General features: G+C 71.5%; 22 protein-coding genes. 15 read left to right on the top strand and 7 right to left on the bottom strand.

The annotated features are described in order from the left end of the window. The first annotated feature begins 179 nt into the window (after positions 1-179). Entirely contained in the window at positions 180-542 is a 363-nt protein-coding gene (locus tag ACIGA3_RS13820; protein ID WP_399714372.1) for a DUF779 domain-containing protein, read from the top strand. A gap of 10 nt (positions 543-552) precedes the next feature. Here ACIGA3_RS13820 and ACIGA3_RS13815 read toward each other — a convergent pair whose 3' ends face one another. From ACIGA3_RS13815 to ACIGA3_RS13795, 5 genes are all read right to left on the bottom strand, one after another. Beyond that, positions 553-747, bottom strand: a complete 195-nt coding sequence (locus ACIGA3_RS13815; protein WP_399714371.1) for a hypothetical protein — start codon at positions 745-747, stop codon at positions 553-555. 101 nt (positions 748-848) lie between these two features. Beyond that, positions 849-1,949, bottom strand: a complete 1,101-nt coding sequence (locus ACIGA3_RS13810) for an acyl-CoA dehydrogenase family protein (protein WP_399714368.1) — start codon at positions 1,947-1,949, stop codon at positions 849-851. After that, on the bottom strand, positions 1,946-3,127 hold the full coding sequence (locus tag ACIGA3_RS13805) for an acyl-CoA dehydrogenase family protein (protein WP_399714365.1): 1,182 nt from the start codon (positions 3,125-3,127) through the stop codon (positions 1,946-1,948). The genes ACIGA3_RS13810 and ACIGA3_RS13805 overlap by 4 nt, the downstream gene beginning before the upstream one ends. Then, the gene (locus ACIGA3_RS13800; protein WP_399714363.1) at positions 3,124-4,095 is read right to left on the bottom strand and encodes an NADPH:quinone oxidoreductase family protein; all 972 of its coding nucleotides are present in this window, start codon (positions 4,093-4,095) and stop codon (positions 3,124-3,126) included. Before ACIGA3_RS13800 ends, ACIGA3_RS13805 begins: the two co-directional genes overlap by 4 nt. A 112-nt stretch (positions 4,096-4,207) precedes the next feature. Then, complete coding sequence (locus ACIGA3_RS13795; protein WP_399714361.1) at positions 4,208-4,822, bottom strand: helix-turn-helix domain-containing protein; 615 nt, start codon at positions 4,820-4,822, stop codon at positions 4,208-4,210. 78 nt (positions 4,823-4,900) lie between these two features. Here ACIGA3_RS13795 and ACIGA3_RS13790 point away from each other — a divergent pair, with 78 nt between their 5' ends. From ACIGA3_RS13790 to ACIGA3_RS13760, 7 genes are all read left to right on the top strand, one after another. Then, positions 4,901-6,439: an ATP-dependent DNA ligase gene (locus ACIGA3_RS13790; protein WP_399714359.1), complete on the top strand. Its 1,539-nt coding sequence runs from the start codon at positions 4,901-4,903 to the stop codon at positions 6,437-6,439. Continuing rightward, positions 6,436-6,909, top strand: a complete 474-nt coding sequence (locus tag ACIGA3_RS13785; protein ID WP_399714357.1) for an NUDIX domain-containing protein — start codon at positions 6,436-6,438, stop codon at positions 6,907-6,909. Before ACIGA3_RS13790 ends, ACIGA3_RS13785 begins: the two co-directional genes overlap by 4 nt. Positions 6,910-6,985: 76 nt before the next feature. After that, positions 6,986-8,371 carry an NADP-dependent succinic semialdehyde dehydrogenase gene (locus tag ACIGA3_RS13780; RefSeq protein WP_399714355.1) on the top strand — a complete coding sequence of 462 codons (1,386 nt, stop codon included), beginning with the start codon at positions 6,986-6,988 and terminating at the stop codon, positions 8,369-8,371. A 25-nt stretch (positions 8,372-8,396) separates the two neighbouring features. Then, positions 8,397-8,630: a DUF6213 family protein gene (locus tag ACIGA3_RS13775; protein WP_217460603.1), complete on the top strand. Its 234-nt coding sequence runs from the start codon at positions 8,397-8,399 to the stop codon at positions 8,628-8,630. Between the two features lie 226 nt (positions 8,631-8,856). Beyond that, positions 8,857-9,909 (top strand): type III polyketide synthase, encoded by a 1,053-nt coding sequence (locus ACIGA3_RS13770; RefSeq protein ID WP_399714351.1) that lies wholly within the window; start codon positions 8,857-8,859, stop codon positions 9,907-9,909. Positions 9,910-9,919: 10 nt separating this feature from the next. Next, a complete protein-coding gene (locus tag ACIGA3_RS13765) occupies positions 9,920-11,134 on the top strand; it encodes a cytochrome P450 (RefSeq protein ID WP_399714348.1) in 1,215 nt (404 codons plus the stop codon). 7 nt (positions 11,135-11,141) lie between these two features. Continuing rightward, complete coding sequence (locus ACIGA3_RS13760; protein ID WP_399714345.1) at positions 11,142-11,663, top strand: cupin domain-containing protein; 522 nt, start codon at positions 11,142-11,144, stop codon at positions 11,661-11,663. A gap of 66 nt (positions 11,664-11,729) precedes the next feature. Here ACIGA3_RS13760 and ACIGA3_RS13755 read toward each other — a convergent pair whose 3' ends face one another. Further along, positions 11,730-12,953 carry an acyl-CoA dehydrogenase family protein gene (locus ACIGA3_RS13755; RefSeq protein ID WP_399714343.1) on the bottom strand — a complete coding sequence of 408 codons (1,224 nt, stop codon included), beginning with the start codon at positions 12,951-12,953 and terminating at the stop codon, positions 11,730-11,732. Between the two features lie 171 nt (positions 12,954-13,124). Between ACIGA3_RS13755 and ACIGA3_RS13750 the strand changes: the two genes are divergently transcribed. Next, on the top strand, positions 13,125-13,769 hold the full coding sequence (locus tag ACIGA3_RS13750) for a TetR family transcriptional regulator (RefSeq protein ID WP_399714341.1): 645 nt from the start codon (positions 13,125-13,127) through the stop codon (positions 13,767-13,769). A 16-nt stretch (positions 13,770-13,785) separates the two neighbouring features. Here ACIGA3_RS13750 and def read toward each other — a convergent pair whose 3' ends face one another. After that, positions 13,786-14,325 (bottom strand): peptide deformylase, encoded by a 540-nt coding sequence (gene def, locus ACIGA3_RS13745; RefSeq protein WP_399714338.1) that lies wholly within the window; start codon positions 14,323-14,325, stop codon positions 13,786-13,788. Positions 14,326-14,485: 160 nt separating this feature from the next. On the opposite strand from def, the gene ACIGA3_RS13740 reads away from it, so the two are divergent. From ACIGA3_RS13740 to ACIGA3_RS13715, 6 genes are all read left to right on the top strand, one after another. Beyond that, positions 14,486-15,724, top strand: a complete 1,239-nt coding sequence (locus ACIGA3_RS13740; RefSeq protein WP_030809069.1) for a MurT ligase domain-containing protein — start codon at positions 14,486-14,488, stop codon at positions 15,722-15,724. A 23-nt stretch (positions 15,725-15,747) separates the two neighbouring features. Continuing rightward, positions 15,748-16,476 carry a type 1 glutamine amidotransferase gene (locus tag ACIGA3_RS13735; RefSeq protein WP_399714335.1) on the top strand — a complete coding sequence of 243 codons (729 nt, stop codon included), beginning with the start codon at positions 15,748-15,750 and terminating at the stop codon, positions 16,474-16,476. Between the two features lie 211 nt (positions 16,477-16,687). Next, positions 16,688-17,713: a 6-phosphofructokinase gene (locus ACIGA3_RS13730; RefSeq protein ID WP_399714333.1), complete on the top strand. Its 1,026-nt coding sequence runs from the start codon at positions 16,688-16,690 to the stop codon at positions 17,711-17,713. A gap of 98 nt (positions 17,714-17,811) precedes the next feature. After that, positions 17,812-18,762 (top strand): cytochrome c oxidase assembly protein, encoded by a 951-nt coding sequence (locus tag ACIGA3_RS13725; protein ID WP_399714330.1) that lies wholly within the window; start codon positions 17,812-17,814, stop codon positions 18,760-18,762. 91 nt (positions 18,763-18,853) lie between these two features. Then, the gene (locus ACIGA3_RS13720) at positions 18,854-19,039 is read left to right on the top strand and encodes a hypothetical protein (protein WP_399714327.1); all 186 of its coding nucleotides are present in this window, start codon (positions 18,854-18,856) and stop codon (positions 19,037-19,039) included. Positions 19,040-19,091: 52 nt separating this feature from the next. Further along, on the top strand, positions 19,092-19,577 hold the full coding sequence (locus ACIGA3_RS13715) for an Lrp/AsnC family transcriptional regulator (protein ID WP_399714324.1): 486 nt from the start codon (positions 19,092-19,094) through the stop codon (positions 19,575-19,577). Positions 19,578-19,699 lie beyond the last annotated feature (122 nt).

Genomic DNA, 19,699 nt, shown 5'->3' with positions numbered 1-19,699 from the left:
GGTCCCTCCCCCACCGGGACCGGCCACGGCCGTTCGCGTGCCCAGCCCGGCGAAGGAGACGTCATGGACCCCGGCGGCCGGGTGGTGAACGTGCTCAGCCATCGCTGACCGCTGGACTGCCTTCCGGCGAGCGCCCAGACTGGGGGTGTCGGACGCCCCGCTCTTCCTGGACGGTGAACGTGGAAACGCAAGAGAGCCGGCGTGTCGAGTTCACGCCCGAGGCGGCTGGACTGGTGCGGAAGCTGCGTGAGCAGCACGGTCCGCTGATGTTCCACCAGTCCGGCGGCTGCTGCGACGGCAGCGCCCCGATGTGCTACCCCGAGGGCGAGTTCCGCACCGGCGGCTCCGATGTCCTCCTGGCCGAGCTGACCGTGGACGGCGTCCCGGAACCGGTCGGCTTCTGGATGTCGAAGTCGCAGTTCGGCCTCTGGAGTCACACCCGTCTGATCGTGGACGTGGTCCCCGGCCGGGGCAGCGGCTTCTCCCTGGAGGCCCCGGAGGGCGTCCGCTTCCTGATCCGCTCCCGCGTGATCGACTCCTAGCGGGCCCGCGTCACGGCCGCAGGCCGCTCACCAGGTCCGCCGTGGCCGTGAGGCCGCTGCTGATGGTGGGGGCCATGCTGGTGCTGGCCAGGTAGAAGCCGAGCATCATGCAGACCAGGGCGTGCGAGATCTTCAGCGCGCCGTTGCGCATGAAGACCACGGCCAGGATCAGGAGCAGCAGCACCACTGAGATGGAAACAGCCATCGGAACCTCCTCCGCCACGCCCGGTGTGCGGCGTTCGGCCGCAAGTGTGGCGTAGCGGAGGGTTGTTCCGGGTCGCTGACGTGTCCCCCGTAAGGGTGGTGTCAGCCGGACGTGGGAACCGGGAGGTCCGCCAGTCCGGCGAGGGCCTCGCGGTGGGCGCCCGCGGTGCCGTAGGCGAGGGAGTCCGCCTTGGCCCGCTTCAGGTACAGGTGCACGGGGTGTTCCCAGGTCATGCCGAGCCCGCCGTGCAGTTGCAGCGCCTCCTCGGTGGCGCGGACGGCGACGGGGGCGGCGTAGGACTGGGCGACGGCGACCGTGAGGTCGGCGCCGTGGCCCGTGGTGAGCGCGTCGGCGGCGGCGCGGGCGGCCGCGCGGAGGCTGACCACCTCCAGCCACAGCTGGGCGAGCCGGTGCTTGAGCGCCTGGAATCCGCCGACCGGCCGGTTGAACTGCTTGCGCTCCTTCAGATAGCGCACGGTCTCGGTCAACGACCAGTCCGCGATCCCCAGTTGCTCGGAGGCGAGCAGCCCCGCACCGGCCCGTAGAGCGCGTCGTACGGCGGGTTCGGCGGGGCCGAGGCGGCGGGCGGGGGCGCCGTCGAGGGTGACGGTGGCGAGCGGGCGGGTGAGGTCGAGCGGGATCTGTGGGGTGAGGGTGACGGCGTCGGCGGCCACGGCGTACAGGTCGCCGTCGTCGGCAGGGACCAGCAGCACGTCGGCCGCGACCGCGTCCGCGACGGAGGTCAACTCACCGTGCAGCGAGCCGTCTTCGACACGCACGCCGGCGAAGGCAGCGCCGGGTGCCGTGGTCAGGGAGACGGCGAGCGCGCCTACCGTGCGGCCGGTGGCCAGTTGGCCCAGCAGCTCGGCATCGTCGCAGGCGAGCAGCGCCTCGGTGGCCACGACGGCACTGGTGAGGTAGGGCACCGGTGCCACGGCCCGCCCCAACTCCTCCAGTACGACGGCGACTTCGCGGTGGGTGGCGCCCTGGCCGCCCTGCGCCTCGGGGATCAGCAGTCCGGCCAGCCCCATGCCCTCGGCGAGCTGCTTCCACAGGGCGGGGTCGTGCGGGGTGTCCGACTCGGTGCGGGCGATCACGGCGGCGGGCCCGCAGTGGTCGGTGAGCAGGTCGCGGACGGCGGCGCGCAGCGCCTCCTCCTCCTCGGAGTAGAGGAGGTCGGGCTCGGCGTTCGGCGTGCTCATCGGGCCAGGTCCTTCCAGGGGACGTCCTTGTCGGTACGCGGTTCGGCGGGCAGGCCGAGGACGCGCTCGGCGACGATGTTCAGCAGGACCTCGCTGGTCCCGCCCTCGATGCTGTTGCCCTTGGAGCGCAGATAGCGGTACCCGGCGTCGCGTCCGGTGAAGTCGACCAGCTCGGGACGGCGCATGGTCCAGTCGTCGTAGAGAAGCCCTTCCTCGCCCCGGAGTTCGACCTCCAGGCCGCTGATCTCCTGGTTGAGGCGGGCGAAGGCGAGCTTCATGCCGGAGCCCTCGTAGCCGGGCTGGCCGGCGTTGAGCTGCTGGCGCAGGCGTTCGGCGGTGAGGCGGGACACCTCGGCCTCCACCCAGAGCTTCAGAAGCCGTTGGTGCAGGTCGTGGGTGCGCAGCTCCGGGCGTTCCCGCCAGGTCTTCGCCACGGGGCCGATCATGCCGCCCTCGCGGGGCAGCCGCATGCCGCCGATGGAGACGCGTTCGTTCATCAGCGTGGTCTGGGCGACCCGCCAGCCGTCGCCGACCTCGCCGAGGCGACGGCTGTCGGGGATGCGGACGCCGGTGAGGAAGACCTCGTTGAACTCGGCCTCCCCGGTGATCTGGCGCAGTGGCCGGACCTCCACGCCGGGGTCGGTCATGTCGCAGATGAAGTAGGTGATGCCCGCGTGCTTGGGCGCGGCCGGGTCGGTGCGGGCGATCAGGATGGCCCAGCGGGCCAGATGCGCGCTGGAGGTCCACACCTTCTGGCCGTCGACCACCCAGGAGTCGCCGTCGCGCACGGCACGGGTACCCAGGGCCGCGAGGTCGGACCCGGCGCCGGGCTCGCTGAACAGCTGGCACCACACCTCCTCGCCGGTCCACAGCGGGCGCAGGAAGCGGGCCTTCTGCTCGTCGGTGCCGTAGCGCAGCACGGTCGGGGCGGCCATGCCGAGGCCGATACCGATGCGGCGCGGGTCGTTGTCGGGGGCGCCGGCGGCGGCCAGCTCCTCGTCCACCACGGCCTGGAGGGAGCGCGGGGCGCCGAGTCCGCCGAGGCCCTCCGGGTAGTGCACCCAGGCGAGCCCGGCGTCGAAGCGGGCCCGGAGGAAGTCGAGCCGGTCGGTGGTGGCGGGCGGGTGCGCGGCCAGCAACTCCTGTGTGCGGCGGCGCAGTTCACCGGCGTCGGTCATGCGGTGGCTCCGTTCTGCGGCAGGACGGCGATCCGGCCGGTGGTCACGCCGTCGGCGACCCGCTGCACGGCGTCGGCGGCCCCGGCGAGCGGGACACGCTCGCTGATCAGCGGCTTGATCGCGCCGCGCGCGGCCAGCTCGGTCAGCTCCTCGTGGCAGCGCAGCACCAGCTTGGGGTTCTTGGTGTTGTACAGGCCCCAATGGAGGCCCACGATCGAGTAGTTCTTCACCAGGGCGTGGTTGAGTGCGGGGCTCGGGATGGCGCCGGACGCGAAGCCGACGACCACGATCCGTCCCTCGAAGGCGACGAGCTTGGCGGACTGCGCGTACGCCTCACCGCCGACGGGGTCGTAGATCACATCGGCGCCCTTGCCGCCGGTGGCCTCCTTGACGGCGGCGATCACGTCCTCGGCGCGCCGGTCCACCACCACGTCGCAGCCCAGTTCACGGGCGACGGCGGCCTTGTCGGCGCCGCCGACGACGCCGATGACCCGCGCCCCGGCGGCCTTGCCGAGCTGTACGGCCGCGCTGCCGACACCGCCCGCGGCGGCGTGTACGAGCAGGGTCTCCCCCGCCTCCAGGTGAGCCCGGCGGTGCAGGCCGAACCAGCCGGTCTGGTAGCCGATGTGCAGGGCGGCGGCCTCGGCGTCGTCCAGCGCGTCGGGCGCGGGCAGCAGCGCGCGGGCGTCGGCGAGCGCGTACTCGGCGAAACCGCCGTACGGCAGCGCCGGGTTGGCGATGACGCGGCGGCCGTCCTCGGTCTCGCCGCAGATCTCCACGCCGGGGGTGAAGGGCAGCGGGGGCCGGATCTGGTACTGGCCCCGGCAGAGCAGGGCGTCCGGGAAGTTGACGTTGGCGGCGCGCACACGCAAGAGCACCTGGCCCTCGCCGGGCGTGGGACGTTCCACCTCCGCCAGGCGCATCACCTCGCGCGGCTCGCCGTTCTCGCGCACTTGCCATGCCTGCATGCCGGGCCTCCACGGGACTGCGTCGTCTTCACCGGGTCCCCGGCATACTAAGCGGTCGCTTGCCGATCAGGGAACAGCCGCCGGGAGAACAGTCCACCGGCCCCGGAATCCGTCAGCCCTCCCCCTCGGCCCGCCGCCCGGCCCGTGCCCGCAGATGCATCCGCTCGCCCTGCGGCCCGAACAGGCTCAGGAACTCCACGGGCCCGTCCCCCGCCGACCCGAACCAGTGCGGTACGCGGGTGTCGAACTCGGCGGCCTCGCCCGGCCCCAGCACCACGTCGTGGTCGCCGAGGACCAGCCGGAGGCGCCCGGAGAGGACGTACAGCCACTCGTAGCCCTCGTGGGTGCGCGGGTCGGGCTGCCGGTCCCGGCGCGGTTCTAGCACCTTGTACGCCTGGAGACCGCCAGGGCGCCGGGTGAGGGGATAGAAGGTGCGGCCGTCCCGCTTGACCGGCTCGGTCCGCACCCTCGGGTCACCGACCGGCGGGGCGCCGACCAGTTCGTCCAGCGGGACCCGGTGGGCCTGGGCGATGGGCAGCAGCAGTTCCAGGCTGGGCCGGCGCAGCCCGGACTCCAGCCGGGAGAGGGTGCTGACCGAGATGCCGGTCGTCTCCGACAGCGCGGCCAGGGTCACGTCCCGCTCCTTGCGGATGCGGCGCAGCCTCGGGCCCACGGCGGCCAGCACCTCGTCGGTGCTCTCCGCGCCCGCGTCGCTCGTCTCACTCATGCCTGTATTGCAGATTCGGCAACGCCGTTTGTCAATCCGGCAGGTGTGAGCGGGGCCTTGGCGGTGCACCATTGCTGCATGCTGCTCACCCGGCTCGCGGAGGTGTCGGGTCAGGTCGCCGCTACGGCGTCCCGGACCCGCAAGACCGATCTGCTCGCGGAGCTGTTCCGGGACGCGGAACCGGACGACGTTCCGGTGGTCATCCCGTATCTCGCGGGACGGCTGCCGCAGGGCCGGCTCGGCGTCGGCTGGAAGGTGCTGAGCCGCGCGGTGCCGCCCGCTGACGAGCCCACGCTCACCGTGCGCGGGGTGGACACCCTGCTGAGCGAGCTGGGCGCGGTGTCCGGGACCGGTGCGCAGGCCGAGCGGGCGCGGATCGTCCGGGAGCTGATGGGCGCGGCCACCGAGGACGAACAGCGCTTCCTGCGGGGCCTGCTGACCGGCGAGGTCCGCCAGGGCGCCCTGGACGCGCTCGCCGTGGAGGGGCTGGCCCGTGCCACGGACGCCAACCCTGCCACGGTGCGGCGGGCGGTGATGCTGGCCGGGTCGCTCCAGACGGTCGCCCAGGCGCTGCTGGCCGAAGGGCCCGGCGCGCTGGACCGGTTCCGGCTCACGGTGGGGTGCCCGGTGCTGCCGATGCTGGCGCGCAGCGCCTCCTCGGTCTCGGAGGCGGTGGAGAAGCTCGGGGCGTGCGCGGTGGAGGAGAAGCTCGACGGCATCCGCGTACAGGTGCACCGGGACGGTGACGAGGTGCGGGTGTACACCCGGACGCTGGACGACATCACCGACCGGCTGCCGGAGGTGACGTCGGCTGCGCTGGCGCTGCCGGGCGAGCGGTTCGTGCTGGACGGCGAGGTGATCTCCTTCGGCCCGGACGGGCGGCCCCGCTCCTTCCAGGAGACGGCGGGCCGGGTCGGCTCGCGGGTGGACGTGGCCAGGGCGGCCGAGGAGGTCCCGGTCTCCCCGGTGTTCTTCGACGCCCTCTCGGTGGACGGCCGGGACCTGCTGGACCTGCCCTTCGCCGAGCGGCACGCGGAGCTGGCCCGGCTGGTGCCGGAGCCGATGCGGGTGCGCCGGGCACTGGTGGCCGGGCCCGAGGACACCGCGGCGGCGGAGGAGTTCTCGGCCGAGACCCTGGCGCGCGGGCACGAGGGCGTGGTCGCCAAGGGACTCGACGCGCCGTACAGCGCGGGCAGACGCGGCGCGTCCTGGCTGAAGGTCAAGCCCGTGCACACCCTCGACCTGGTGGTGCTGGCCGCCGAGTGGGGCCACGGCCGCCGCACCGGCAAGCTCTCCAACCTCCACCTGGCCGCCCGCACGGCCGACGGTGGCTACGCGATGCTCGGCAAGACCTTCAAGGGCATGACGGACGCGATGCTCGCCTGGCAGACCGAACGGCTCGGCGAACTCGCGGTGGAGGAGAAGAGCTGGGGCGTGACCGTACGCCCCGACCTGGTCGTGGAGATCGCCTACGACGGACTCCAGCGCTCCACCCGCTACCCGGCCGGAGTCACCCTGCGGTTCGCGCGGGTGCTCCGCTATCGCGAGGACAAACGGCCCGAGGACGCCGATACCGTGGAGGCCCTGCTCGCGGCCCACCCGGAGGTCAAGACGTGACAGTGCGTGCGACGAAGCGCAGCGCGGGACTGCTGTTGTTCCGCCACACCGGCCGAGGGTTGGAGGTGTTGCTCGGCCATATGGGCGGCCCGTTCTTCGCCAAGAAGGACGAGGGGGCCTGGTCGGTGCCCAAGGGCGAGCACGAGCCGGACGAACCCGCCTGGGAGGCGGCCCGCCGGGAGTTCCAGGAGGAGCTGGGCCTCGTCCCGCCGGACGGCCCGGCACTGCCGCTGGGCGAGATCACACAGCGCAACGGCAAGATCGTCACCGCCTGGGCGGTGGAGGCCGACCTCGACCCCGGGACCATCGCGCCCGGCACCTTCACCATGGAGTGGCCGCCCCACTCGGGCCGCGTCCAGGAGTTCCCCGAGCTGGACCGGGTGGCCTGGTTCACCCCCGAGGAGGCCCGGCCGCTGATGGTCTCCGGACAGGGCACGTTTCTCGACCGTCTGGCGGAGCACTCGGGCTGAACAGGGGACCGAAGCGTTGCGGTACCGCATGCCGCGCGCGAAGGTCGACGCACACCCCGGTACCAGGAGGTCAGCCATGCCCATCGCCACGGTGAACCCGGCGAACGGCGAGACGGTCAAGACGTACGAGCCGATGGACGACGCCGAGGTGGAGCGCCGGCTCCAGCTCGCCGAGGCCACCTTCCGGACCTACCGGACGACCGCGTTCGCCGACCGGGCCCGCCTGCTGAACCGGGCCGCCGACCTGCTGGAGTCGGACAACGACGAGGTCGCCCGGGTCATGACGACCGAGATGGGCAAGCCGCTGGCACAGGCCCGCGCGGAGGCCGCCAAGTGCGTCAAGGCGATGCGCTGGTACGCCGAGCGGGCCGAGGGGCTGCTCGCCGACGAGGTGCCGGACGAGGCCGACGTACGGGACTCCGGAGCCTCGCGGGTCCGGGTCGTCTACCGCCCGCTCGGCCCGGTGCTCGCGGTGATGCCGTGGAACTTCCCGCTCTGGCAGGTGATCCGGTTCGCCGCGCCCGCGCTGATGGCGGGCAACGTCGGACTGCTCAAGCACGCCTCCAACGTGCCGCAGACCGCCCTCTACCTGGAGGACCTGTTCCAGCGGGCCGGGTTCCCGGCCGGCTGCTTCCAGACGCTGCTGGTCGGCTCGGCCGCCGTCGACGAGATCCTCCGGGACGAGCGGATCAAGGCGGCCACCCTCACCGGCAGCGAACCGGCCGGGCGGGCGGTCGCCTCCACCGCGGGCGAGATGGTCAAGAAGACGGTGCTGGAGCTGGGCGGCAGCGACCCGTACCTGGTGATGCCCTCCGCCGACCTCGACCGGGCGGCGAAGGTCGCGGTGACGGCTCGGGTTCAGAACAACGGGCAGTCCTGCATCGCCGCGAAGCGGTTCATCGTGCACACGGACGTGTACGACACCTTCCTGGAGAAGTTCGTCGCCGGGATGAGGGACCTGACCGTCGGCGACCCCATGGACGAGAACACCGACGTCGGGCCGCTCGCCACCGAGCAGGGCAGGGCGGACGTCGAGGAACTGGTCGACGACGCGCGCCGCAGCGGGGCCGCCGTGCTGTGCGGGGGCGAGCGGCCCGAGGGCGTGGGCTGGTACTACCCGCCGACCGTGATCGCGGACGTCGCGCGGGAGATGCGCATCCACCGAGAGGAGGCGTTCGGCCCGGTGGCGACCGTGTACCGGGCGGACGACCTGGAGGACGCGATCCTGATCGCCAACGACTCGCCGTTCGGGCTGAGTTCGAGCGTGTGGACGCGGGACGAGGACGAGATGGCGCACTGCGCGCGGGACCTGGAGGCCGGGGGCGTGTTCGTCAACGGCATGACCGCCTCGCACGCCGCGTTCCCCTTCGGCGGGATCAAGCGGTCCGGGTACGGACGTGAACTGTCCGCGCAGGGAATCCGGGAGTTCTGCAACATCACCACCGTTTGGCAGGGAGCGTGAGGATCGCACGGATACGATCCGGTCTGTGAACGGCGAAGTGACCCTGCCCCTGATCGTGGACGAGCGTGGTGCGCTGCGGGTGTCGGCGTCCGACGTCAGCAAGTTGCTGCGCAGCGTGGGCGCGCGGTGGGTGCATCTGGTGGAGGCTGGGGAGCGGGGGCTCGATGAGGACACCGTTGCCGAGCTGACCATTGAGTTGGCGAAGCTGGCGGACCGGATCGATGTGGCGTGCATCGCTCATAGCAGTGGGGCGCCGTAGGGGGTCCGGTGCGTGGTGGGGTGCTGCGGCGGCGTGGCTTGTCGCGCAGTTCCCCGCGCCCCTTTTCTAGTCGCCCTGAGCTGCTGAAACCCGCTTTTGTGACTCTCTGTTCTCGCCGGTTCGGAGTAATTCGGCGCGAGATCGTCGGCCTTCCGGGTGAGTGTGGGTGGACCACCTTCTGACCGGCGGACGAAGGCCCGCCGGACGGCGAAAGCAGGGACCGCTCATGGCGACTTTGTGCAGACCCTCGGTGTCCGTGCCGGAACACGTGATCACCATGGAGGAGACCCTGGAGCTGGCCCGCACGCACCACGCGGACAACCCACAGCTCCCACTGGCCCTCCGGCTGATCGAGAACACCGGAGTGCGCACCCGGCACATCGTGCAGCCCATCGAGGAGACCCTGAAGCATCCGGGCTTCGAGCAGCGCAACAAGCTGTACGAGCACGAGGCCAAGGCCCGGGTGCCCGCGGTGATCCAGCAGGCGCTGGACTCGGCCGAACTCCTCACCTCTGACATCGATGTCATCGTCTACGTGTCGTGCACCGGCTTCATGATGCCGTCGCTCACCGCGTGGCTGATCAACGAGATGGACTTCTCCAGCACCACCCGGCAGCTGCCCATCGCCCAGCTGGGGTGCGCGGCCGGCGGCGCCGCCATCAACCGGGCGCACGACTTCTGCACGGCCTACCCGGAGGCCAACGCCCTCATCGTGGCCTGCGAGTTCTGCTCGCTCTGCTACCAGCCGACCGACCTCGGCGTCGGCTCCCTGCTCTCCAACGGCCTGTTCGGCGACGGCATCGCTGCCGCCGTGGTGCGCGGCCGGGGCGGCACGGGTGTGGAACTGGAGCGCAACGGCTCGTACCTGATCCCCAAGACCGAGGACTGGATCTCGTACGACGTCCGGGACACCGGGTTCCACTTCCTGCTGGACAAGCGGGTGCCGACCACGATGGAGCCGCTGGCCCCGGCGCTCCAGGACCTCGCCGGCACCCACGGCTGGAACGCCTCCGACCTGGACTTCTACATCATCCACGCCGGCGGCCCCCGAATACTCGACGACCTCAGCAAGTTCCTGAAGGTCGAGCCGCACGCGTTCCGGTTCAGCCGGGCCACGCTCACCGAGTACGGCAACATCGCCAGCGCCGTCGTCCTGGACGCGCTGCGCCGGCTGTTCGACGACGGCGGTGCCGAGAACCGGGCGCGCGGACTGCTGGCCGGGTTCGGGCCCGGCATCACCGCCGAGATGACCGTCGGCCGCTGGGCCGACCGGGACTAGGAGGGGCGCCATGACCGACGAGACGCTCACCGGGACCCCGCCCCCGATCCGGGAGTGGCCCGCGACCGACCTGGCGGGCACCGACTTCGACCCGGTGCTGACCGAGCTGATGAACGAGGGCCCGGTCACCCGCATCCAGCTGCCCAACGGCGAGGGCTGGGCGTGGCTGGTCACCAGGTACGACGACGTACGGATGGTGACCAACGACCCCCGTTTCGGCCGGGAAGCCGTGATGGACAAGCAGGTCACCCGGCTCGCTCCGCACTTCATCCCGGACCGGGGCGCGGTCGGCTTCCTCGACCCGCCCGACCACACCCGGCTGCGCCGCGCGGTAGCCGCCGCGTTCACCGCCAAGGGCGTGGAACGGGTCCGGGAGCGCTCGCGGACCGTGCTGGAGGAGCTGGTGGACAGACTCCTCCGGGACGGCCCGCCCGCCGACCTCACCAGCGCGGTGCTCAGCCCGTTCCCCATCGCGGTGATCTGCGAGCTGATGGGCGTCCCGCCCGCCGACCAGCACGCCATGCACGAGTGGACCCAGCTGATCCTGTCCTCCGCGCACGGCAAGGAGGTCAGCGAGCAGGCCAAACGCGAGATGAGCGCCTACTTCACGGACCTCATCGGACACCGCGCGTACGGCCCCGGCGACGACGTCTGCTCGCTGCTGAGCGCGGCCGTGGACCAGGACGAGATCACGCTGGTGGAGGCGGTCGGCCTCGCCGTACTGCTCCAGATCGGCGGCGAGGCGGTCACCAACAACAGCGGGCAGATGTTCTATCTGCTGCTGACCCGGCCGGAGTTGGCCGAGCGACTGCGCTCGGACCCGGAGATCCGGCCGAGAGCGATCGACGAGCTGCTGCGCTACATCCCGCACCGCAACACGGTGGGCCTCTCCCGGATCGCTCTGGAGGACGTGGAGATCGGGGGCGTCCGCATCCGCGCGGGCGACGCGGTCTACAACTCCTACCTGGCCGCCAACCGCGACCCGGAGGTCTTCCCCGACCCGGACACCATCGACGTCGAGCGCAGTCCCAATCCGCATGTGGCGTTCGGCTTCGGCCCGCACTACTGCCCCGGCGGGATGCTCGCCCGGCTGGAGTCCGAGCTGCTGGTGGACGTCCTGCTGGACCGGGTGCCGGGCCTGAAGCTCGCGGTGCCGCCGGAGGAAGTCCCCTTCCGCAAGGGCGCGTTGATCCGGGGCCCCGAGGCCCTGCCGGTGACCTGGTGAGCCGGTCATGACGACGGCCGAGGGACTGCTCGTACCGCCGGGGCACGGCCGGGTGATGGAGACGGCCGCCCAGCGGGTCACGTTCAAGGTCACCGGCACCCACTCGCGGACGGCCTCCACCTTCGAGGTGGAGGTCCCGCCGGGCTTCGACGTGGGCGCCCATGTGCACACCCGCAGCGAGGAACTGTTCTACGTCCTCGACGGCGAACTCGATGTCCTCGCCTTCGAGCCCCGCATCCGCACCCCCGACAACTGGCAGAAGTGGGAGTCGAGTTCGGGCACAAGGGTGGTACGGGCGACACCGGGCACGGTCATCGTCGTCCCGCCCGGCTGCCCCCACGCCTTCGCCAACCCGACCGACGCCCCGGCCCGCATGTTCTTCCAGGCGTCTCCCCCACCGGACCACGAGCGCTACTTCGAAGAACTCCTGGAAATCCTGGACGCGGGAGGCCCCCCGGACCAAGAGGCGATAGAGGAGTTGAGGAAGCGCTACGACATCGAGCAACTCACACCCTTGAAACACCGGTGAGAGTGCCAACCTGAAGGGGCGCGGGGCTGTGCCCATATGCGGCTCCGCCGCGCCCGGCGCGACCTGCTACCGAATGGGCACCCCGGCCAAGGTCCGAGCAATGACGAGCCGCTGAATCTCACTCGTCCCCTCGAAGATCGTGTAAATGGCCGCATCCCGATGCATCCGCTCGACCGGATACTCCCGGGTGTACCCGTTCCCCCCGAGAATCTGAATCGCCTGCCCGGTGACCTTCTTCGCCGTCTCACTGGCGAACAGCTTGGACATCGACCCCTCGGCGGCGGTGAACGGCTTCCCGTTCACCGCCATCCACGACGCCCGCCACACCAGCAGCCGAGCCGCGTCGATGGACGTCCGCATGTCGGCCAACTGGAAGGCGACCCCCTGGTTGTCAACAATGGGGCGCCCGAACTGCTCACGGGTGACGGCGTATTCGAGGGCCACCTCATAAGCGGCCCGAGCGGTACCCACAGCCATGGCCCCCACGGCGGGCCGAGACGCCTCGAACGTGGCCATCGCCGCGTTCTTCACGCGCTCACCACTACGGGCCCGCTCCCGCGCCCGGGCCAGCCGCTCGTCCAGCTTCTCCTTGCCGCCCAGCAGGCAGGAACCGGGCACCCGCACGTTCTCCAGGACGACCTCGGCGGTGTGCGAGGCGCGGATGCCGTGCTTCTTGAACTTCTGGCCCTGGCTGAGCCCGGGCGTCCCCGGCGGGACGATGAAGGAGGCGTGCCCCTTGGAGCCCAGCTCCGGGTCGACCACGGCGACGACCACATGGACGCCCGCGATACCGCCGTTGGTCGCCCAGGTCTTCGTGCCGTTGAGCACCCACTCGTCCTTGGCCTCGTCGTACACCGCGCGGGTGCGCATGGAGGCCACGTCGGAGCCCGCGTCGGGCTCGGAGGAGCAGAAGGCGGCGACCTTGACGTCGTTCACATCGCCGTACATCTGCGGAATCCAGGTGCCGATCTGCTCCTCGGTGCCGTTGGCGAGGACGCCCACGGCCGCGAGGCCGGTGCCGACGATGGAGAGGGCGATGCCGGCGTCCCCCCAGAACAGCTCCTCCATGACCATCGGTATGCCGAGGCCGGTGGGGTCGAAGAACTGCTGGGCGTAGAAGTCGAGGGAGTAGACGCCGATCTTCGCGGCCTCCTGGATGACCGGCCAGGGAGTCTCCTCACGCTCGTCCCATTCGGCGGCCGCGGGCCGGATGACGTCGGCGGCGAAGCCGTGCAGCCAGTCCCGGACCTCCTTCTGTTCGTCGTTGAGCTCCATGGTGAACTCGGCCATGTCCCCTCCAGCGGCAGCACGTACGGTGTTACTAGCGGTAACCAGAGTGTGTTACCGACCGGTAGGCAAAGTCAACTCCGGATGACGCCTCGGTATCCCGTTCGATGTCAGGGGCGCGGTGAGTGTTAGTTTGCGCAGGCGTCACCGAATCAGCACGGGTGGGGAGACCACATGGACACCACACAGCGGACCGATCAGCAACGGTCCGCCGACCGACGACGGCGGGAGCTGCTGGAGGCCGCCGACCGGGTGGTGCTGCGCGACGGCCCGCAGGCGTCGATGAACGCCATCGCCGCGGAGGCGGGCATCACCAAGCCGATCCTCTACCGCCACTTCGGCGACAAGGGCGGGCTCTACGCGGCCCTCGCCATGCGGCACACCGACGCCCTGCTCGACTCGCTGCGCGCCGCGCTGGACGCGCCGGCCGAACGGCGTGAGCGTGTGGAGTCCACGCTCGACACCTACCTCGCCGCCATCGAGGCCCGGCCGCAGGTGTACCGGTTCCTGATGCACCCCTCCGAGGGCGGCCAGGGCGGCGACCACGGTTTCGACGTCGGCAAGCACAGCGCCCCGCTGCTGCGCCGGATGGGCGAGGAGCTGGCCCAGGTCATCGAGGAGCGGGTGGACCTCGGCCCGGGCAGTCAGCAGCTGGCCCGTGTCTGGGGGCACGGGATCGTCGGCATGATGCACGCCGCCGGAGACTGGTGGCTGGGCGAGCGCCCCTGCTCGCGAGCCGAACTGGTGCGCTCCCTGGCCGACTTGCTGTGGGGCCGCCTCGCGGCCGCCGGTGACCGCGTGGGCGGTCCGGGCTTCTGAACCGCCCCGGCCGGCCTCACCCGCGCCAGGGGGCCCGCCGTACCTGCCGGTCCAGTCTGCGCCGGCGGCGGCCCGTCACACGGTCGGCGTAGACCGTGCCGTCCAGATGGTCGCACTCGTGCTGGAGGCAGCGGGCGAAGAACCCGGTGCCGTCGAGGGTGACCGGCTCCCCCGCCATCGTGACTCCCTCGACCACGGCGTGGTCGTACCGCTCCGTCCCCGCCTCCAGGCCCGGCAGCGACAGGCAGCCCTCGGGGCCCAGGAACTCCAGGCCGTCGGCGGCGACCAGCCGGGGGTTGACCACATGGCCGAGGTGGCGCACCTCTTCGTCGTCCGGGCAGTCGTACACGAACACCCGCTGATCGACGCCGATCTGGTTGGCGGCCAGGCCCACCCCCTCGTTCGCGTACATGGTGGCGAACAAGTCCGCCACGAGCGCGGAGAGTTCCGGCCCGAAGTCGGTGACGTCCCGGCAGGGTGCGTGCAGCACGGGGTCGCCGAGGAGGGTGAGAGGCCGGACGCGCCCGTGGGCACCCGGTATCGAGCGGTGTCGCATGGCGGCAAGGGTACGGTTCGTTCGGCCCGCGCCGAGCGCGCGAGGGCGGGCCGGGTGGACCGGGATTCGGGTGTGCGAACGGTTCTCGATAGGCTGAGGCCCCCACCACGCTGCCGGATGGCCCCAGGCGCGGCGCGTACGCAAGGAGGATCGAGGACTGATGGCAGGCAACTCGGACCCGCTCTCGCCGCGGGCCAAGCTGGCCGTGACCGCGGGCAAGGCGGTCGCGGCGGCATCGCGCGCCGCGGGACGCGGCAGCGGGTCGGTGATCGGCGGCAAGGTCGCCCTGCGGCTCGACCCCGACCTGCTCGCCCGGCTCGCCACCCACCTGGACGTGGTCCTGGTGTCGGCGACCAACGGCAAGACCACCACCACCCGGCTGATCGCGGAGGCACTGCGCGCCGCCGGACCGGTCGTGTCCAACGCGCTCGGCGCCAACATGCCGGCCGGTATCACCTCCGCCCTCGCGGGTGGCTCGGACGCCAAGTTCGGTGTCATCGAGGTCGACGAGAAGTACCTGGCCGGTGTGGCACGTGACACCAGCCCGAAGTGCATCGCGCTGCTGAACCTCTCCCGCGACCAGCTGGACCGCGCGGCCGAGACCCGGATGCTCGCGGAGAACTGGCGCGAGGGCCTGTCCGGCTCGAAGGCCGTCGTCGTCGCCAACTGCGACGACCCGCTGGTGGTGTGGGCGGCCTCGTCCTCCCCGAACGTGGTCTGGGTCGCGGCCGGCCAGATGTGGAAGGACGACGCCTGGTCCTGCCCGTCCTGCGGCGGTGTGATGCAGCGCCCCGGCGACGACTGGTTCTGCGGCGAGTGCGGCTTCCGCCGTCCGACGCCGACCTGGGCGCTCTCCGGCGACCACGTCCTGGACCCGCACGGCTCGGCCTGGCCGATCCACCTCCAGCTGCCGGGCCGCGCCAACAAGGCGAACGCGGCCAGCTCGGCCGCCGTCGCCGCCGTGTTCGGGGTGCCGCCGCAGGTGGCGCTGGAGCGCATGTACCAGGTGCAGGCGGTCGCCGGACGCTATGACGTCGTCCAGTTCCAGAACCGCGACCTGCGTCTGCTGCTGGCGAAGAACCCGGCCGGCTGGCTGGAGACCTTCTCCCTGATCGACCCGCCGCCCACCCCGGTGATCCTCTCCGTGAACGCGCGCGGGGCGGACGGCACCGACACCTCCTGGCTGTGGGACGTGGACTACACCCGGCTCACCGGCCACCCGATCTTCGTCATCGGTGACCGGAAGCTGGACCTCGCCGTCCGTCTGGAAGTGGCGAACCAGCACTTCCAGGTGTGCGAGAACCTCGACGAGGCCGTCACCGCGGCCCCGCCGGGCCGCATCGAGGTCATCGCCAACTACACCGCGTTCCAGGACCTGCGCCGCCGCGTCGGCAACTGAGCCAGAAGGGCGACAACCTCCTCATGAGCGACAACCAACTGCGGCTGGTGTGGATCTATCCCGATCTGCTGAGCACCTACGGCGACCAGGGCAACGCCCTCGTCGTCGAACGCCGGGCGCGGCAGCGCGGCCTGGACGTGGCCCGTCTCGACGTGCGCAGCGACCAGCCGATCCCGACCTCGGGCGACATCTACCTGATCGGTGGCGGTGAGGACCGTCCGCAGCGGCTGGCGGCCGAGCGGCTGCGCCGCGACGGGCACCTCCAGCGCGCGGTGGAGAACGGCGCGATCGTGTTCTCCGTGTGCGCCGGCTACCAGATCCTCGGCCACGAGTTCATCAACGACCTCGGCCAGCGCGAGCCGGGCCTCGGCCTGCTCGACGTGACGTCGACGCGCGGCGAGGGCGAGCGGTGTGTGGGCGATGTGCTCGGGGACATCGACCCGCGTCTGGGCCTGCCCCCGCTGACCGGCTTCGAGAACCACCAGGGCGTCACCCATCTGGGCCCGACCGCCCGCGCCTTCGCCCAGGTCCGGCTGGGCCGGGGCAACGGCACCGGTGACGGCACGGAGGGCGCGTACAACGGGACCGTGTTCGGTACGTACATGCACGGCCCCGTGCTGGCCCGTAACCCGCAGGTCGCGGACCTGCTGCTGAAGCTGGCGCTGGACGTGAACGCGCTGCCGCCGATCGACGACCACTGGTACGAGGCGCTGCGTGACGAGCGCATCGCCTCGGCGCAGCAGCCGGCGTAATCGTCGCGATAACCGCATATCCGTACACCCGTCAGGCGGGCCCGCGAGCTCTCGCGGGCCCGCCTGACGCGTCGTCCGCTCACCTGTGCGGGTGCGTCCAGCAGGCGGACGCCCGCTGGGTGAGGGGGCCCTGCCGCCGGTAGTCTGGCCGGGAACCCGCCGGACAACGTGGTCCGGTCTCCCGGCCCACGTCGAGAAGGTAATCCGGGCTATGCGCATTGGTGTCCTCACCTCCGGCGGCGACTGCCCCGGCCTGAACGCCGTCATCCGGTCCGTCGTGCACCGAGCCCTCGTCGACCACGGCGACGAGGTCATCGGCTTCCGCGACGGCTGGAAGGGCCTGCTGGAGTGCGACTACTTGAAGCTCGACCTGGACGCCGTGAGCGGCATCCTGGCGCGCGGCGGCACGATCCTCGGCTCCTCCCGTGTCCGTCCGGAGCATCTGCGCGGCGGGGTGGAGCGGGTCAAGGGCCATGTCGAGGAGCTCGGGCTCGACGCGATCATCCCGATCGGCGGTGAGGGCACGCTGAAGGCGGCCCGGCTGCTGTCGGACAGCGGGCTGCCGATCGTGGGCGTGCCCAAGACCATCGACAACGACATCGCGGCGACCGATGTCACCTTCGGCTTCGACACGGCCGTGGGAGTCGCCACCGAGGCGCTGGACCGGCTGAAGACCACCGCCGAGTCCCATCAGCGGGTGCTGATCGTGGAGGTCATGGGCCGCCACACCGGCTGGATAGCGCTGAACTCGGGCACGGCGGCCGGCGCGCACGCCATCGTCGTGCCGGAACGGCCCTTCGACATCGAGGAGTTGACGCGCCGGGTCGGCGCCCGGTTCGAGGCGGGCAAGCGGTTCGCCATCGTGGTGGCCGCCGAGGGCGCCAAGCCGCGTCCGGGCTCCATGGAGTTCGACGAGGGCGGCCGGGACGTCTACGGCCATGAACGCTTCGCCGGCATCGCCCGGCAGCTCTCCGTGGAGCTGGAGCAGCGGCTCGGCAAGGAGGCGCGGCCGGTGATCCTCGGTCATGTGCAGCGCGGCGGCACACCGACGGCGTACGACCGGGTGCTGGCCACCCGGTTCGGCTGGCACGCGGTGGAGGCGGTGCACCGGGAGGAGTTCGGCCGGATGACCGCGCTGCACGGCACGGACATCGTGATGGTGCCGCTGGCCGAGGCGGTCAGCACCCTGAAGACGGTCCCGGCGGAGCGGTACGCCGAGGCGGAGTGCGTGCTGTAGCGGGCGGCGGCGGACCCCGCTCACGGCCGGGCGCGGGGGCGCCCGTACCCTGAGTGCGGACAGAAACCGCTCAACCCCCACGAACCAGGAGCCGCCGGATGGACCACAGCGGGCACGGCATGGTGCCGGATCTGCCGCCGTTCACGCTGGGACGGGGGCTCGTGTGGTCGGCGGACCCCTTCTTCCTGGCCGCCTGCCTGGCCGGGCTCGCGCTGTACGGCTGGGGTGTGCTGCGGCTGCGGCGGCGCGGGGACGCGTGGCCGGTGTCGCGGACGGTGTCCTACGCCGTCGGTGTGCTGACCATCGCCCTGGTGATGTGCACCCGGCTGAACGACTACGGCATGGTCATGTTCAGCGTGCACATGGTGCAGCACATGGTGATCAGCATGCTGTCGCCGATCCTGATCCTGCTGGGCGCGCCGGTGACGCTGGCACTGCGGGCGCTGCCGACGGCGGGGCGGGGCCGCACCGGCCCGCGTGAACTGCTGCTGGCGCTGCTGCACAGCCGGTACATGCGGTTCATCACGCATCCGGCGTTCACGATCCCGCTGTTCATCGCCAGCCTGTACGCGCTGTACTTCTCGCCGGCCTTCGACTTCCTGATGGGGTCCAGGGCCGGGCACATCGCCATGATGGTGCACTTCCTGGCGGTCGGCGTGGTGTTCTTCTGGCCGATCATCGGCGTCGATCCGGGCCCGCGCCGCCCGAACCATCTGATGCGGATGCTGGAGCTGTTCGCGGGCATGCCGTTCCACGCCTTCTTCGGCATCGCGCTGATGATGGCGTCGGAGCCGATGGTGAAGACGTTCAAGAACCCGCCCGCCTCACTGGGTATCGACGCGCTCTCGGACCAGGGCGCGGCCGGCGGTATCGCGTGGGCGTTCAGTGAGATCCCGTCGGTGCTGGTGCTGATCGCGCTGCTGTTCCAGTGGTACCGCTCCGAGCAGCGGCAGGCCCGCCGCACGGACCGGGCGGCGGACCGGGACGGCGACCAGGAGCTGGCGGCGTACAACGCCTATCTGGCCTCGCTGAGCGCGCGCGAGGGCTGATTCCCGCACGGATTGCGCGGCCCATCGGTGTGCCGGTGGTGCCGGAACCGGGGCACGATGGTGGTGGACGGACCACTAGGAGGGTGCCGCGATGCCCGGTTCCATACGAGGTTCCAGCAAGGCGGACGGTTCCACCAGGGCGATGGGGGCGCTGACCGTGGGCGGTCTCGTCGTCGTCACGGCGTACACGGTCGCGCTCGGCAGCAACGGCTGGCTCTGGTTCGGCTGGGTGGTGCTGGGGCTGCTGACGGCGGCGCTGGCCGTCACGCAGTCGTAGGAGGCCGCGTCGCCGTGGCCGGGAGGCGGGCGCGGCTGATTACAGTGCCCGCATGAACAGCAGGGCCGCGTCCTTCGACGACCTCGACCGCAAGATCATCACCGCGCTGATGGCGAACGCCCGGAGCAGCTTCGCCGAGATCGGCGCGGCCGTCGGGCTGTCGGCCACGGCGGTCAAGCGGCGGGTGGACCGGCTCCGGGACACCGGGGTGATCACCGGGTTCACGGCGACCGTGCAACCCTCCGCGCTCGGCTGGCGTACGGAGGCGTACGTCGAGGTCTACTGCGAGGGCGCCGCCCCGCCCCGGCGGCTCGCGGAGGTGGTCAGCAACCACCCGGAGATCACGGCCGCCATGACGGTGACCGGGGGCGCGGACGCCCTGCTGCATGTGCGGGCGCGGGACGTGGAGCACTTCGAGGGGGTGCTGGAGCGCATCCGCGCCGAACCGTTCATCCGGAAGACGATCAGCGTGATGGTGCTGTCCCACCTCCTCCCGGAAAGCCCCGAGGCGGGCGCCACCCAGGCCGCGCCCGAGTGATCGCCACCCGAACCACGCTCAAACCTGCCCAGCGCGCAGGTCTCGTGCGTCCTGACCAGTGGACACGCAGCGATCCTGCGCGATCACGCAGCTTTCGTCGCTTGTCGCGCCTCGGCCGGTGT

Origin of the sequence: Streptomyces sp. NPDC085596 (assembly GCF_044541565.1) — a bacterium.
Classification (GTDB): domain Bacteria; phylum Actinomycetota; class Actinomycetes; order Streptomycetales; family Streptomycetaceae; genus Streptomyces.
Note: the sequence above shows the minus strand (reverse complement) of the source record. Positions and strands in the feature narration are given on the sequence as shown.

Excerpts from the sequence above, each read along its gene's own strand:
- ACIGA3_RS13815 (WP_399714371.1), bottom strand. The coding sequence starts at position 747 with ATGGCTGTTTCCATCTCAGTGGTGCTGCTGCTCCTGATCCTGGCCGTG.
- ACIGA3_RS13810 (WP_399714368.1), bottom strand. The coding sequence starts at position 1,949 with ATGAGCACGCCGAACGCCGAGCCCGACCTCCTCTACTCCGAGGAGGAG.
- ACIGA3_RS13805 (WP_399714365.1), bottom strand. The coding sequence starts at position 3,127 with ATGACCGACGCCGGTGAACTGCGCCGCCGCACACAGGAGTTGCTGGCC.
- ACIGA3_RS13800 (WP_399714363.1), bottom strand. The coding sequence starts at position 4,095 with ATGCAGGCATGGCAAGTGCGCGAGAACGGCGAGCCGCGCGAGGTGATG.
- ACIGA3_RS13795 (WP_399714361.1), bottom strand. The coding sequence starts at position 4,822 with ATGAGTGAGACGAGCGACGCGGGCGCGGAGAGCACCGACGAGGTGCTG.
- ACIGA3_RS13790 (WP_399714359.1), top strand. The coding sequence starts at position 4,901 with ATGCTGCTCACCCGGCTCGCGGAGGTGTCGGGTCAGGTCGCCGCTACG.
- ACIGA3_RS13780 (WP_399714355.1), top strand. The coding sequence starts at position 6,986 with ATGCCCATCGCCACGGTGAACCCGGCGAACGGCGAGACGGTCAAGACG.
- ACIGA3_RS13770 (WP_399714351.1), top strand. The coding sequence starts at position 8,857 with ATGGCGACTTTGTGCAGACCCTCGGTGTCCGTGCCGGAACACGTGATC.
- ACIGA3_RS13765 (WP_399714348.1), top strand. The coding sequence starts at position 9,920 with ATGACCGACGAGACGCTCACCGGGACCCCGCCCCCGATCCGGGAGTGG.
- ACIGA3_RS13760 (WP_399714345.1), top strand. The coding sequence starts at position 11,142 with ATGACGACGGCCGAGGGACTGCTCGTACCGCCGGGGCACGGCCGGGTG.
- ACIGA3_RS13755 (WP_399714343.1), bottom strand. The coding sequence starts at position 12,953 with ATGGCCGAGTTCACCATGGAGCTCAACGACGAACAGAAGGAGGTCCGG.
- ACIGA3_RS13750 (WP_399714341.1), top strand. The coding sequence starts at position 13,125 with ATGGACACCACACAGCGGACCGATCAGCAACGGTCCGCCGACCGACGA.
- def (WP_399714338.1), bottom strand. The coding sequence starts at position 14,325 with ATGCGACACCGCTCGATACCGGGTGCCCACGGGCGCGTCCGGCCTCTC.
- ACIGA3_RS13740 (WP_030809069.1), top strand. The coding sequence starts at position 14,486 with ATGGCAGGCAACTCGGACCCGCTCTCGCCGCGGGCCAAGCTGGCCGTG.
- ACIGA3_RS13735 (WP_399714335.1), top strand. The coding sequence starts at position 15,748 with ATGAGCGACAACCAACTGCGGCTGGTGTGGATCTATCCCGATCTGCTG.
- ACIGA3_RS13730 (WP_399714333.1), top strand. The coding sequence starts at position 16,688 with ATGCGCATTGGTGTCCTCACCTCCGGCGGCGACTGCCCCGGCCTGAAC.
- ACIGA3_RS13725 (WP_399714330.1), top strand. The coding sequence starts at position 17,812 with ATGGACCACAGCGGGCACGGCATGGTGCCGGATCTGCCGCCGTTCACG.
- ACIGA3_RS13720 (WP_399714327.1), top strand. The coding sequence starts at position 18,854 with ATGCCCGGTTCCATACGAGGTTCCAGCAAGGCGGACGGTTCCACCAGG.
- ACIGA3_RS13715 (WP_399714324.1), top strand. The coding sequence starts at position 19,092 with ATGAACAGCAGGGCCGCGTCCTTCGACGACCTCGACCGCAAGATCATC.